Consider the following 13,312-nt stretch of genomic DNA (forward strand, 5'->3'; position numbering starts at 1 on the left):
AGCAAAGCTGCCATGAAAACAAAACTGCGCTTTCTTCTTCCTTTGGTAGTGTTGCTTGGGGGCTGCTCCGGGAGCGATGTGCCGGCGCCTGACCTGCCTGCCTGTTTGCTGGTAGAGCAGGTTTCTACAATCACCTACGATCCAGTTCTGCTTCCTGACAACCCCATCCCAACCCAGACAATCGCGACTCGCTTTGACTACACCGACAAGCATGTATTGGCCACTGTTTTCGAGACAGAAGATGCAGGAGACTACTTCGAGAGAGCTGATTTAAAGTATAACAAAAAGGGCCAGCTCACCGAAATCATACATCAGCGCTACCGCTATGTGAACGAGTACAACGGACAGGGGAAACTGGCCAGGCAGACCAGGTACGCCGATCGGATGGGCGACCACAAAGAGGAGGAAACAGGTTATTATACCTTTACCTACAACAGCCAGCAGGAACTCGCGGAGGCTCATTATTTCAACATGGCTTCCGGAAAGGCGGTTCCGGAGTTGACATGGCTCTATACTTACGTGGAGGGTGATCCGGTATATATAGAACAGCTGGAGCCGGGTGGTGAGAGCTATTACCAGGCAGCGATAACGTATGACGACAAACACCTGCCAAGCCCGTTATTTGCTTCACTGTATTTTGAGCCGCTGCGTCCGCCATCGGTGCACAACCAGGTGAGCTATACTGTGCAGAACGATAACCCAAGTTACGCCAGCTATACCACAGTCTATACTTATAATGCAGCAGGGTTTTCGGTTACGGCTACTACCCGTTTTACTAACGGTATGGAACAGGCGGTGACCTATACTTATCAGTGTGAGTAAAGACGGCGAGATAACCGCGAGAACCCTCCATCTTCAGCCCACTTATACTACCCTTCGCTTTTGTAATCATCCAGTATCGCCTGCAGCTCCTGGAGAGGCCGGAGAAAGTACTTTTTGTTTTCGTTCTGGATAGCCAGAAAGCAGCTCAGCAGCGTGAGGAGGTAGGTTACGATGGCGCCGGTCAGGAAGGCCGTCACACCTCCGGGGAAGTATAGGTTGAACACTAGGATTACGCCTATGGCAGACAGGAGCGGTATCAGCACAAGGTCATACCGCTTCTTGAAAGTATAAAACCCTGCCAGCCGGCGCCGCTGCTCGCTCACGTAAGTATAAATGGAGGCCTCACTCGTCCTGTTAAACTTTGCCACAGCCATTTGCTTGTAGCGTTTCAGCATGATGGCTGTGAACGGCACCGTCACCCCGAAGCCGAGCAGGCACAGGAGCAGGACATCCGTATCAACCCCGTACCGGATAGCGACGTGGCTTAACAAGGCATACACGATGATATGCAAAGTAAACGTTGCCCAGAAATAGCGAAAGATGCTGTTGTTTTGCTTTTTCATTCTTGTTCGGATTATATGGTTAAAGGTAGCGGCATCGTAGGGAGCGGCAACCCTGAGGTCAGATTGCTCCACGTTCCACTTTTGCTTCAGTTCATCTAGGGTTGGCATGGGAGTAGGGGTTTTCTTGTTTCTTCAGCATCTTCTCCAGTTCCTTCTTTATGCGCACCAGGCGCACGCTCACGTTGCTTTTGGTCAGACCGGTTACCTGCGCAATCTCCTCGTAGCGCAAATCCTCCAGGTATAGCAGCACGACGGCCTTGTTCAGCGGTGAGAGGGTAGCAATGGCCGCATGGAGCTGCTTTATACTTTCCTCCTGGTGTCCGGCCGGTTCGTCGGGTATCTGGTGATGGCCCGGCGAAAGCGGTTGGCTTTGGTGTTTGCGCTCCTTGCGCCGGTAGGTCAGGGCGGTGTTCAGGCAGACGCGGTACATCCAGGTAGAGAACTTGGAGCGACCGTCGAAGCCCGGGTACGACCGCCAGAGTTGGTAGAGCATTTCCTGGATCACATCCTGCTTCTCCTCCGCGTCATCAAAGTATAAACCACAGACCTTATGCGCTATGCCCAGGTGCTGGTTTAGCTGCTGCATAAAGGTGTCGTTTACGTGCTCTGCCATCGTGCTTTCGGTTTACATCAGGTTATCCTATTAGTTGCAGAAGTTAAGGGAAAACTACATCGAAGCTAAAGTTTTTTAGAAGTATGATGTACAGGGAGAAAGGGGGGATAATAATAAAATTGCATCTCAGGAGTGGCGGGACAAAGTAAAGTATAGCTGCGTGGGAAAAAGCACGAGCTGCAAGCTCGCGCCAGCGGGGGGTAAACCAAATACATTTCCAGTGGTAGAAAGAGGAAACCAAGAGCGTATGTGAGCCATGAACCTGGAGCATACTTTTTACCGCTTGCCAAATGTAAGCCTGCATGCCGCCACCGCCGGGGACAAAGGGGGCGAGGTGATATTGTTCCTGCACGGTTTTCCGGAGTGCTGGTATGGTTGGCGTAAGCAACTTTTATTTTTTGCCGGGCAGGGCTATTACGTTGTGGCTCCCGACCAGCGTGGCTATAACCTGAGTAGCAAACCTTCCGGTGTAAAGGCCTATACCCTGGAAAAACTGACTGCCGATATCGTTGAACTCATCGGGCAGCTGGGCAAAGAAAAAGTGATACTGGTGGGGCATGATTGGGGTGGGGTAGTAGCCTGGGCGCTGGCGATGCACTTCCCGCATTTGCTGCACAAACTCGTCGTCTTGAACATGCCGCACCCGGGCGTGTTGCAGGAGCATCTCCGGCAAAACCCAAAGCAGATGCTCCGGAGCTGGTATACTGCCATTTTCCAGCTGCCGCTGCTACCCGAGAAAGCCCTGCAGGCGCTGGACTATAAACTACTGGAACAAGCCATGACCGGCACAGCTCATGCCCATACTTTTTCCGAAGAAGACCTGGCGGTTTACCGGGAGGCATGGCAACAACCCGGTGCACTGAGCAGCATGATCAACTGGTACAGAGCATTCAAGTACACGCACCTACACTTAAGTAAAAAAGTAGAAGTGCCCACACTATTGATCTGGGGCAAGAAAGACACAGCCCTTGGTGCTGAAATGGCAAAACCAAGTATAGCCAAATGCCCGAACGGGAAACTGGTCTTTCTGAAAGATGCGACTCACTGGCTGCATCATGAGCATCCGGAAAAGGTGAATCGGGAGATACTTTCGTTTCTGAATTAAGTCAGCGTTTAAGGATGCAGTCCACCTTGCCTGGCAACAACGAGGCGCAACTGGATAAGATAGAAGTAATCTCTTTTCTGTTTCCCTCGTTTGTACATAGATATATCACTAACCTGTTTATACTTATGATTTTACCTGCCAAACTCCTCCTGATCCTTTCCCTGCCGCTGGCTATGGCTTTTTCGGTTCTGCACCACGGCTGGGCCAACTACGACCAGACCACCACGCTGGATTATACCGGATTGGTAAAGGAAATCACTTATGAGAACCCGCACGGCATGCTGCAGCTAGAGCACGAGGACAAAACCTGGACGGTGGTCCTGGCCCCACCCAGCCGCATGAACGCTCGCGGCCTGACGAAGGACATGATCCAGCCCGGCGACTCAGTGCGCGTAGTGGGCTATCCGCATAAAGAAGTGAAGGACGAGATGCGGGCGGAGCGGATTTACGTGGGCGATAAAAAAGTAGAGCTCCGCTAGCAGTGCCTGGTACTCTGGCAGAAATGCTGCAGGCGCTGGAGGTCTCCGCACTAGCCAGCGGCATCCGGCAGTCTACCTGGCTATACCCTTTCCTGGAGATTGTGCACATCCTGGGTATCGTGCTGCTGGTGGGCGCTGCCTTCCTGTTCGATCTGCGTTTGCTCGGCTTTTCCAGAAAACTGCCTGTCCCGGACCTGGCCCGCCACCTGCTGCCCTGGTCCAGGAGGGGTTTGTACCTGATTGTGCCTTCCGGTATACTCTTGTTCAGTACCAATGCAGTGGCCCTGGCAGGCGACACCGTTTTTCACATGAAGCTGATACTGCTGGTAGTGGGCGGCTTAAATGCAGGCCTGTTTCACCGGTTTCTCGCGCCTTCCGCACCAAACTGGGGGCAGGGCAATACACCCTTCGCCGCAAAAGCCGTAGCGTTATGCTCGATGGTGGTGTGGGTAGCGGTGATCACGTTCGGGCGCCTGCTGGCGTATTAAATTTGTTTAAACCGATGTATAAGTTGGAGGACTTGCTGTATCAACAGAAGTATGCCGCTCCGCAGTTTTATACTGTATCAGGGGCAGCTTAATGCCCTTTTTTTTGTCATCCTGAAAGGATCATCCTGGTGGCGAGAAGTAGAAGCTTTATCTCCGGGGTAGAGGCCCTCTTTTTTTACAAAAGGAAAACCTCAGCAAGTGATTATCCTCCCCCTACCCCCTCCGAAGGGGGACTTTGGTTGTTAAGCTCTACAGAAAACTGTCCCCTTGAGGGGACCACTGCTGCTCCGGATTTGTAATCAGGACCTTTTTTAATCGCGGATTTGCAATCCGCATGGCTGCCAGTAGCTACTGCCTTTGCCACTGCGGATTATAAATCCGCGGTTCCAATACTTTCGGATTGCAAATCCGAAAGAGCGTAGGAAAACCCTCAGCAGCCCATTTCATCCCCCTACCCCCCTTCGAAGGGGGACAATACACCCCTGTGGTCCCCTCAAAGGGACAGTTTCTGTATTACTAACTTCATGCTTCTCTTTCCAACAGCAAAGGCTTCGGCTATCGAACCTGAACCCAGTTTTTCTGCGAGGCGCCTATGCGAGTTTTTCCGGTGCCGAACGACAGTGAGGCATTGCGACGTCAGGAGCAAAGGAAAAGCTCCCAGCGCCGAGCGGGAAAACGAGGCCTCCCGGCCTTGAGGGAGCCAATGCCAGAGATGAAACAGTAGCTTATATTAGTCTATAGGATGAACGGAAGCTAGTAAGGATAGCTTGGTTTAAGTGGAAGAAAGCAGTGGCTAGGGAAGTATAGCTAACAAGTATGTAAGTATAGCTAAAGTATAAAGTAAGGCTTTTCAAGCCAGTCGAGTCAGAGACCCGACATCATTGTAAGACACAAGTCTGAAGACTTGCGCCAGAAAGAGCAAGTATAAAGTATAGCTTACGCGGACTTAGAAGTCCGCAGCAGAAAGGTTCCGGACAAGGATGTCCGGAACAGCGGTGTAACAAAGTATAAAAGTATAGCTGAAGTATAAAGTATGACTCTCCGAGCCACTCGAATTACAAATCCAAAAACTCTGGAAGGCACGAGCTGCAAACCCGCGCCAGAGCGTCCTCTCTTAAAGTATTAACTCAAAGTATAAAATCCTATTTACCGGCTGCAGCAGCTACCGGAGGCTCAGCGGCAGGAACCACGTTCTTGATCGGCTTTGTGGATTTGAGGTAAGCGTAGATGGCACTCAGTTCTTCGTCCGTCATGTTCTTATACATGTCCCAGGGCATGGGGGGCAGTAACATCCGTGAATTTTCGAGGCCTTTATACTTGCCCTGGCGTATGGCCGTGAAGAACTGTTTTTCGGTCCAGTTGCCGATGCCGGTAGCGTCGGAGGTGATGTTGGCCGCATACGAAATACCCCAGGGGCCTACCCAGGCTGTCAGGGTTTGGGTGACTACCAGCCCTTTCTGCTCCATCGCTTTCCGGTCCACTTCTGGCGGCGGCATATCAGCCGGGTGCCCTGACAAGGCTCTGGAGAAATCAAATTCCTGTCCTTTGTCCGTCATTTTTTTAGGGGTATGGCAATCGTGGCAGGCAGAGGTAAGCACCAGGTGTTCCCCAAGTTTTATCTTTTCCTTGTCATCCTGAAGGGCAGTAGCAGTAGTAGCCGGCTTGCTGTTTTTTTGAGACTTATCTTTTAATGGCGATGGAACAAGCACTAAGATGGAGAAGAGCAGGAGGGAAGAGATTAATAAAAAGATTTTCATAGCGTTAAGGTTTTAGGTTGAGTCAATGTGTAAACAGTGATACCTAATTTACCCATAATCTATATTATCCGGAACAACTTCCCGGATTACCGCGTGAACAGCCCGGCGGGTGGGGCTAAGGCTCTAAAAACAGGATTAAACTGTTTTGAAGCCGTCCGAAGAGCTGTTATACTCTTCGTGCATTATAAGCTCTTGCAACTCCCGCATCACGTTCTGCAGGTCCTTCTTTACTTCCAGATCATTAAAGCGCAGGAACTTAACTCCATACTTTTCCAACTCGTCTTGTCTGTTGCAATCGTAGTCGTAAGTATAGTTATGGCTGGAGCCATCAATTTCTATGGCCAGCCTTAGCTCGTGGCAGTAGAAATCAACTATAAAATCAAGCATCGGCACCTGGCGGTGGAACTGGTAGCCAAGGAGCTTCCGCTCTTTGATCTCTTGCCAGAGCAGGATCTCGGAAAGCGTGCTGTTCTTCCGCAACTCTCTGGCTTTCGCTTTAAGATCTTCTCGGTAGGGTATAAGGTAATTCTTGATCATGCTGCTGCTTATTGCCCTCCAACAAAAGTAACACCCCTATAGTCCCCTCAAGGGGACAGTTTTTCTTACTGTTTTTACAGGCGCTTCTTGTAGCAAGTTTACACTGAGGGACACCTATGAAACAACCAACCAATAAACCAGCGACAGACAGAACTGTCCCCTTGAGGGGACTACAGGGGTGTAATCGTGCACAGAAAGACCAACAGCAACCACAAAACAACCCCCCAAAGCATTCCCACTCCCACACTTCCCAAATCTCCCAACTTCCACTAACTTGCAGCAACAGACATCACCGAAAGTATGGACAAAGAACTGCAGCAGCTGAAGCAACTTGTAAATGGCATTCACCAGCTTTCCGACGAGGACTGGGAGGCATTTGCGGCTGTCTGGAGCCGCCATGTGGCCAAACGGAAGGAACCCCTGACCATGGCGGGCGAAGTGGAGCATTATTTATACTTTGTGGCCGGTGGGGTGCAGCGGGTGTATTACTTCGACGACCAGGACCGGGAAGCGACGCTGGTGTTCACCTATTCCCCGTCCTTTGGCGGCGTACTCGATTCCTTTATGCTGCAGCAGCCTTCGCGCTACTATTATGAAACCTTAACCCCGTCTGTTTTCCTGAGGGCGCCTTTCCCGGAGCTGCAGCGGCTCATGCAAACCCGGCCAGCCATCGAGTCCATGATACGGGAAGGGCTGAGCCATAGTATGTCGGGTTTGCTGGCGCGGCTGGTAGAGCTGCAGTGTTATACCTCGGAGGAGCGGTTCCGGAAACTGCTGCAGCGCAGCCCCCACATTCTGCAACTCGTGCCGCACAAGTACCTGGCCAATTACCTGGGCATCGACCCGACCAACTTCAGCAAACTGCTCAATAAAGTGCGCATCTGAAATCTTGGTATTTACCAAGAATAGTCTTTGCGGGGCACGCCATCTTTGTAACAGAAACTTAAACAAAACATGTTATGAAGACGCAAAGAACCGTAACCCTGGCCTCCAAAGGCTTTATCCTCCTCTCGGCGCTCAGCCTCCTGTCTGTTAGTATGATGGCGTTTGCCAACCCGCAGTCCGTGATGGACCTGGTGCACGTGCAGCTCAACAATACCGATGCTTTCAGCTCCATCCGCGGAGTGTATGGCGGCGTGGGGATGACGCTCTTCCTGAGCCTGATTTACCTCATGTTGCGCGACACCCAAAGCGGCCTGCTGTTTCTGTGCCTGCTCTGGGGCTTCTATGCCTTGTCGCGCACCATCACCATTTTCTCGGAAGGCGCCCTGGGCGATTTCGGAAACCAATGGCTGCTGATAGAGTCGGTGTTTTTTATACTTGCTCTGGTACTTGCGCTGGCCAACCAAAGAGCGATGCCTGGTAATAGGGCGGTTTAGAGGGAGGCTGCCAGCAAGGAGCATTCAACAAGACTGTCCCCTTGAGGACAAGTGAGACGAGAGTCGAAACTTGCGCCTGCACGTCAAGAGGGGGCCACCTGTGAGGATTTCCCCAACTGGCATTGAACAAAACTGTCCCCTTGAGGGGACCACAGGGGTGTAAAGCTACGAAGCGTAATGCTTCTGTGGGTAAAAATCGGTGACTCTGCAAGTATAAACACCCCTATAATCCCCTCAAGGGGATAGTCCTCTACTACAACTGGCACTGTTCACCCTGAAAGGCTTACCCAAATCCTACATCCAAATCATTTCAAACCTCAACCAAAATAAAACCATGAAAAAAGTACTATTTACTGCGTGTGTTCTTTTTAGTGCCCTTTGCCTGACCAGCTGCGAAGACGAGGAGCTGAGCAAAAGCACCTATGCACTGCAGGAGAGCGCCTCTGTGGTAAAGTGGAAAGGCTACAGCCAGGTGTTGTACCACGACGGCTCCTTCCAGGTGCAAAGCCAGGACATCCAGGTGGTGGATGGCAAGGTAACGTCCGGCACCTTCACTATTCCGATCGCAACGATAGCGAACTTTGATTTGCCTGACGAGGTAAAGCCCATGCTGCTCGAGCACCTCAAAAGCCCCGACTTCTTTAACCTGGCGCTGCACCCTACGGCCTCCTTCCGCATCACGAAGGTGCAGCCGCTTGCCACAGCCTCGGAGGGGGCCAACAACACCGTGACCGGCGACTTTACCATGCTCGGGCAGACGCACCCGCTCTCGTTTCCGGCCAACATCCGCCTGCAGGGAAGCAACCTGAAGCTGGAGGCAAGCTTTAAGCTGGACAGAACCAAATGGGGCATGACCTACGCCGCCGATCCAGCGCTGGGCGAACACCACATCCTGCCGGAGGTGGACATACACTTCGACCTGACGGCAAGCAGGAAGTAAGGATGCTTGCCTGGAGCAAAGTATAAAGGATTGCTTTGGAGAAGGGGCTGCCTGCTGGAGGTAGCCCCTTTTGGCTTTATAAAGTATGGCGTTTGGGAAGCGTGCTGTAGGTATAGCCAGCGTGTAAAAGAAAAGGCACGAACTACAAGCTCGCGCCAGCGGGGGGCTCTTTTTCAACCAAGTTTCCCCAAATCAAGTTCGGGATATAGCTTAACAGAATGACTGGATTTTTATCAGGTTTTAATTATTGCTTAACAACCCTGCATGGGGAAGTTGGATGATAATCGTGTGCGAACCAACTCATGCAAAACCAATCACACCCACTAACAAATAACAACCTAAAACACTAAGCTTCTTCATCATCCTGGAAAATAGCTTCTATTGGTAGGTTAAATAGCCTGGAAATTTTAAAAGCTAGCGGCAAACTTGGGTCAAATTTGCCTTTTTCGATGGCATTAACCGTTTGCCTGGAAACCGCCAGCGCATCGGCCAGGTCTGCCTGCGTCAGGTCACGCTCGGCTCTTAGTACCTTTAGTCGGTTTTTCATCTGTAGCGCATTTGTCCGATAAAAATACCGATCAGGTAGGTAATGGTCATCAGAACTACCAGGACAGAGATGTCAGCATTACCTGAAATAACATTAGTTGTATCTAGCAGCGCATAGCTGAGTCCGCCAACTAAGCCAACGCCCAATGCAATGCCCATAGCCTCCAGCTGGATTTTGCGCTGCATTTCATCCATACTTTTGGTATGGCGGATGTATGCCAGGATCATACCAACGCCGAATGCCGCATTTAGCACTATGGCAAGTATAGTAAAGGGCAGGTTTTCTTGCCAGATAAACTTGGGACCAAAAGATGCCAGGGCCATCGAGGCGACCCACGCCAAAGTCCAGTAAGCTAATTGCCTGGTGTTGTGCCGAAGCTGGGTGTTCCAATTCTGTTTTTTCATTTGTAAATAACGTTTGATATAATGTAAAGTATAGTTTACACAAAGTAGTGTAATGCTTTTCATAAAGTCAAGTAAGCTTTACAAAATATTTTTTTATTTAATTGCGGCTAGATGATGCTAAAATAATATACCCTGCTAATAATTACCTCCGCGATCAAAAGTTCCCCTTGGGGTAGGGGATTATTACACCAGCGAACAAAATTCACCCATAGACAATAAAGGCGAGGACTTACACCTGCAAACTATTTACAAGTATAAGTCCAGCTCCTTCAGCAGCACGCTGGGGTTGTTGACAGGAAGAGGAGGTGCACGTGGCTGGGCATGATGCACCAGGCATAAATCTCCATGCCTTTGTTTTTACGACAGTAGTACAGGCAGGCTGTTGGTGAGCAGGGCAATGTACTCCTCCCGCGTAAACACATCTATCCAATACACCACCGCAAAGCTTACAAAGTATAGCCCTTCCTTGTTATGAAATTTATACTTCCGGCTCATATTCCTGCTTATACTTATAGCGGATGCGTCCGAGTTTTGGGTTAGGAAAGTATGACGCTAGTGAAAACTAATGCTAGTGCGAGCTTGTAGCTCGTACTGCTACTTTAACTGGAAGTATAGCTCCGTGGTAAAGAAAAGGCACGAGCTGCATGCTCGTGGGAGCGAGAGGGACAGCAGAACACGTTGAACATAAACGCTCCTATTGGAGCCGGTAAAAGCACTCTGTTGCCACTGAGACAGCAAAGAATATGACTAAAAGAAATAAACCCACTGCCTTGCTGAACTACCAATGCAGTGGGTTTATGCTTTACTATGTTGATGTTTAGTCTTTTAGAAAATCTTGAAAGTCTTCATAATTAATCTTGATTGTTCAACCTTGTTGTATGAGGACAAAGAAGCATTAGCCTTTATATTAAGATATTCTTGGTATGTGTGGTTTTTAAACTTGAGAGTGCTGACGGTTAGCAGTTCCAACTGAGGTAAGTCTAGGCCAGCAAACTTCTTGCTTTTCAAGCCTTCTAAAAAAGTTTTTAACCGGTAACTGGTTACATCTGATGAGCCGTACACAATCCAATTTACTGTGTGGCTGGGATCAATTGCTACCCAATGCGAGTTATATATATCTGGTTTATCTGTAGTGAAAGATATCATGAAATCATCGAATTCAGATTTAGAAACAGTAAAATCTGAAGTGGTTGAGAAATCAATCTCTGTAGGGATTTGCTTACCAGAGTAATGATAATTATGAAAGTAACCGTCGGCATCTTCATATGATACGCCAAGGTCGAACTCTTCAATACCTGTTGGAGGGAATTGCAGGTCATACTCCTCACTAGGATAAAAGTTTGACCAGTAAAGGTCGAGTCTACTATCAGGATCACCTGCTTTAGTAAAACCAACAAGATTTGTTTTGTAATCAGTAACGTTCGATGGCTTTTTGTATTTGCGTTTCTCAGTTTTACCTGCTTCTGAAAAATCAGCAGTGGTCTGACTTGATGTTAACTCTGTGAACAGGTACAGACCATGGCTTGGCAACAAAATGTAAGCTAGATCTGTTGGAACTGCCCTGTCAAAGTCTTTAATAACAAAGTTATTTCCAGGCCATGAGGCGGTATAACCACTGCCGAATCTATATTTTGTCCTGAAGTGGAAATTGCGGTCATAGGGAACACTGGTATAGATAATTTCAGCCTTTTCATGTTTGAATGATGTACTAGAAGTTGTTGGACTAAAATTGAGATGCCATTTATCAGGGTTAACCTGAAGGAAGGTTTCCATCACACAAATATTATTAGTTGAATCTAATAGTATGGTAGTAAGGTCATGCTTGGTATCCTCTGATTTAACGCTCAGGCTATGGTTGGAGTTAACAGCTAACAGCGTATCTAAAAGAACTTTCCCGTCTTTATCGGATAAGATGAGCTCATAGTCTTTTGCCTTTAGGTAAGTATCGTACCTGAAGCTAAAGTCAAATGTTTTTACTGGTTCAGGAGTTGGTACTGGTGTAGACTCTTTATCTGGGCCACAGCTTAACAAAGTACTAATAAAAAGGAAGCTCGCAAGTAGTTTTGTTCTCATAAGTGAAGTGTGGTTTTCTTTCTTTAAAAAGATAACACTAAGAATTAATATTAAGCAAAAACTGAAGTATAAAAGCACTTTGTTGCCGCTGCGAAAGCACTAAGTACGATTTTAAGCAGGATAAACCTACCTCTTTGCTAGATTGGCAAAGAGGTAGGTTTATAGTTTAGATTCAATTATTCTTCAAATCATTAGAAGGAAGTCTTGTAGATTGATTTTTCTTGTCTTGTCTCATTTTCTTTAAACAGTTTAGAGTTAGCCCACAGGTCATAATACTCTGAATAAGAGTAGTTATTTACTTTGCGTGACGTTCCGGTTAAAAGCTTAAATACAGATAAATCTTTACCCGCTAGCTTTTTACTTTTTAAGCCTTCCAAGAAAGCTTTTGGTTTATAATTAGCTTCATCAGGTGAGCTGAATATGCCCCACCTAGCCTCAATGCTGGCATCTTCTGTACCCCAGAGCGAGTTGAAAATGGTCGGCTTATCATTTGTGAATGTGACTCCGAAGTCTTCAAACCCCGATTTAGTAATAGTAAAATTAGAAACAGGGCTCAGGTCCAATTCTGTGGGTACTTCCCTGCCAATGTAACTATAGCTATGGCTGTAGCCTCCGGCATCTTTGTATGATACATTAAGGTAAAACTCTTCGATTACAGTGAGAGGAAATTGCAGATCGTACTCCTCACTTGGTATGAAGGGGGACCAATAAAGGTTTATGCTACTAGTGCGATCACCTGCTTTGGTATAACCAGTAAGGAAGGTAGCAAAACTAGAGATATTAGCAGGTTTGTTAAACTTCCGCTTCTCTGTATTTCCTGCTTTAGAAAAATCAGCAGTAGTCTGATTAGATGTTATTTCCGTAAACAAATACTTACCGTGCGATGGCACCAGTAGGTAAGCCAGGTCAGTCGGAACCAATCTTGTAAACTCATTGATTGTTAGTGTATTGCCAGTTATAGAGCCCCTGTAGCTATTTAATGATCTGGATTGGAAGTAGAAATCACGGGCACTAGGAAAATTAGTATAGGTTATGTCTGCTTTTTCCTTTACAACCGGCGTTTCAGAACTTGGGAGGTAGGCGACACGCCATTTATCGGGATTCACTTGCAAATAGGTTTGTATCCAATAACTGTTGTCTATTGGATCTATTAGTAAGGTCGTAAGGTTATACTTGGTATCCTCTGATTTAAGGCTAAGATTATGGTTGACGTTAAAGGCTAACAGTGTATCTAATAGAACTTTTCCTCCTTTATCTGATAAGATGAGTTCGTAGTCTTTTGCCTCCTCCAGAGAAGTATCGTACCTGAAGCTAAAGTTAAATGTTTTAGCAGGTACAGGTGCCGGATCTGTTTCTTTATCTGAGTTACAGCTAAGTAAGGTGCAGGTAAAAAAGAGACTAGCGAGTAGTTTTGTTTTCATAGGTGATAATTGAGCTATGGGTAATATGAAAAATGCACAGATTGTTTAATGAACTACAATATTAAAAAATCCTGTTATTTATTGATGCAATTTTTTCAGATTAATGCCTTAGCTGTAGTAGAGAGAAATGCCTCAGAACTTGTGTAACTTGCGGTCTCAATTATATCACTGTTTAACATCAATT

16 protein-coding genes are annotated in these 13,312 nt (G+C 47.7%); 7 read left to right on the top strand and 9 right to left on the bottom strand.

Annotation, left to right across the window (positions count from 1 at the left end; genetic code table 11):
* Nucleotides 1–12 precede the first annotated feature (12 nt).
* Nucleotides 13–822 carry a hypothetical protein gene (locus BM040_RS16205; protein WP_092103682.1) on the top strand — a complete coding sequence of 270 codons (810 nt, stop codon included), beginning with the start codon at nt 13–15 and terminating at the stop codon, nt 820–822.
* Nucleotides 823–869: 47 nt separating this feature from the next.
* On the opposite strand, the gene BM040_RS16210 is transcribed toward BM040_RS16205, so the two are convergent.
* Together BM040_RS16210 and BM040_RS16215 are read right to left on the bottom strand one after the other, a co-directional pair.
* On the bottom strand, nt 870–1,493 hold the full coding sequence (locus BM040_RS16210) for a hypothetical protein (protein ID WP_139217833.1): 624 nt from the start codon (nt 1,491–1,493) through the stop codon (nt 870–872).
* Nucleotides 1,477–1,998, bottom strand: coding sequence for an RNA polymerase sigma factor (locus BM040_RS16215; protein WP_092103686.1), 522 nt, complete (start codon nt 1,996–1,998; stop codon nt 1,477–1,479). Before BM040_RS16215 ends, BM040_RS16210 begins: the two co-directional genes overlap by 17 nt.
* 256 nt (nt 1,999–2,254) lie before the next feature.
* Between BM040_RS16215 and BM040_RS16220 the strand changes: the two genes are divergently transcribed.
* From BM040_RS16220 to BM040_RS16230, 3 genes are read left to right on the top strand one after another with little or no spacing between them, the layout of a single operon-like run.
* The gene (locus BM040_RS16220; RefSeq protein ID WP_092103688.1) at nt 2,255–3,103 is read left to right on the top strand and encodes an alpha/beta fold hydrolase; all 849 of its coding nucleotides are present in this window, start codon (nt 2,255–2,257) and stop codon (nt 3,101–3,103) included.
* Nucleotides 3,104–3,117: 14 nt separating this feature from the next.
* Entirely contained in the window at nt 3,118–3,582 is a 465-nt protein-coding gene (locus tag BM040_RS16225; protein WP_245756258.1) for a DUF6152 family protein, read from the top strand.
* Between the two features lie 2 nt (nt 3,583–3,584).
* The gene (locus tag BM040_RS16230; protein WP_245756259.1) at nt 3,585–4,070 is read left to right on the top strand and encodes a DUF6644 family protein; all 486 of its coding nucleotides are present in this window, start codon (nt 3,585–3,587) and stop codon (nt 4,068–4,070) included.
* Between the two features lie 1,142 nt (nt 4,071–5,212).
* Here BM040_RS16230 and BM040_RS16235 read toward each other — a convergent pair.
* Together BM040_RS16235 and BM040_RS16240 are read right to left on the bottom strand one after the other, a co-directional pair.
* On the bottom strand, nt 5,213–5,827 hold the full coding sequence (locus tag BM040_RS16235; protein WP_092103690.1) for a c-type cytochrome: 615 nt from the start codon (nt 5,825–5,827) through the stop codon (nt 5,213–5,215).
* Nucleotides 5,828–5,962: 135 nt separating this feature from the next.
* Complete coding sequence (locus BM040_RS16240; RefSeq protein WP_092103692.1) at nt 5,963–6,364, bottom strand: endonuclease domain-containing protein; 402 nt, start codon at nt 6,362–6,364, stop codon at nt 5,963–5,965.
* 300 nt (nt 6,365–6,664) lie between these two features.
* On the opposite strand from BM040_RS16240, the gene BM040_RS16245 reads away from it, so the two are divergent.
* The 3 genes from BM040_RS16245 (at nt 6,665) to BM040_RS16255 (ending at nt 8,683) form a co-directional block, all read left to right on the top strand.
* Entirely contained in the window at nt 6,665–7,249 is a 585-nt protein-coding gene (locus BM040_RS16245) for a Crp/Fnr family transcriptional regulator (protein ID WP_092103694.1), read from the top strand.
* A gap of 74 nt (nt 7,250–7,323) precedes the next feature.
* Nucleotides 7,324–7,743 (top strand): DUF4345 domain-containing protein, encoded by a 420-nt coding sequence (locus tag BM040_RS16250; protein ID WP_092103696.1) that lies wholly within the window; start codon nt 7,324–7,326, stop codon nt 7,741–7,743.
* Nucleotides 7,744–8,077: 334 nt separating this feature from the next.
* Nucleotides 8,078–8,683 carry a YceI family protein gene (locus BM040_RS16255; RefSeq protein ID WP_092103698.1) on the top strand — a complete coding sequence of 202 codons (606 nt, stop codon included), beginning with the start codon at nt 8,078–8,080 and terminating at the stop codon, nt 8,681–8,683.
* Between the two features lie 346 nt (nt 8,684–9,029).
* Here BM040_RS16255 and BM040_RS16260 read toward each other — a convergent pair whose 3' ends face one another.
* From BM040_RS16260 to BM040_RS16280, 5 genes are all read right to left on the bottom strand, one after another.
* A complete protein-coding gene (locus BM040_RS16260; RefSeq protein WP_092103700.1) occupies nt 9,030–9,230 on the bottom strand; it encodes a helix-turn-helix transcriptional regulator in 201 nt (66 codons plus the stop codon).
* Nucleotides 9,227–9,634, bottom strand: coding sequence for a hypothetical protein (locus tag BM040_RS16265; RefSeq protein ID WP_092103702.1), 408 nt, complete (start codon nt 9,632–9,634; stop codon nt 9,227–9,229). The genes BM040_RS16260 and BM040_RS16265 overlap by 4 nt, the downstream gene beginning before the upstream one ends.
* Nucleotides 9,635–9,991: 357 nt before the next feature.
* A complete protein-coding gene (locus tag BM040_RS22025) occupies nt 9,992–10,129 on the bottom strand; it encodes a hypothetical protein (RefSeq protein WP_245756260.1) in 138 nt (45 codons plus the stop codon).
* A 330-nt stretch (nt 10,130–10,459) separates the two neighbouring features.
* Nucleotides 10,460–11,707 carry a hypothetical protein gene (locus BM040_RS16275; protein ID WP_092103704.1) on the bottom strand — a complete coding sequence of 416 codons (1,248 nt, stop codon included), beginning with the start codon at nt 11,705–11,707 and terminating at the stop codon, nt 10,460–10,462.
* 191 nt (nt 11,708–11,898) lie between these two features.
* Complete coding sequence (locus BM040_RS16280; RefSeq protein ID WP_092103705.1) at nt 11,899–13,128, bottom strand: hypothetical protein; 1,230 nt, start codon at nt 13,126–13,128, stop codon at nt 11,899–11,901.
* Nucleotides 13,129–13,312: the final 184 nt, after the last annotated feature.

The organism is Pontibacter chinhatensis (genome assembly GCF_900113285.1).
Lineage (GTDB): Bacteria > Bacteroidota > Bacteroidia > Cytophagales > Hymenobacteraceae > Pontibacter > Pontibacter chinhatensis.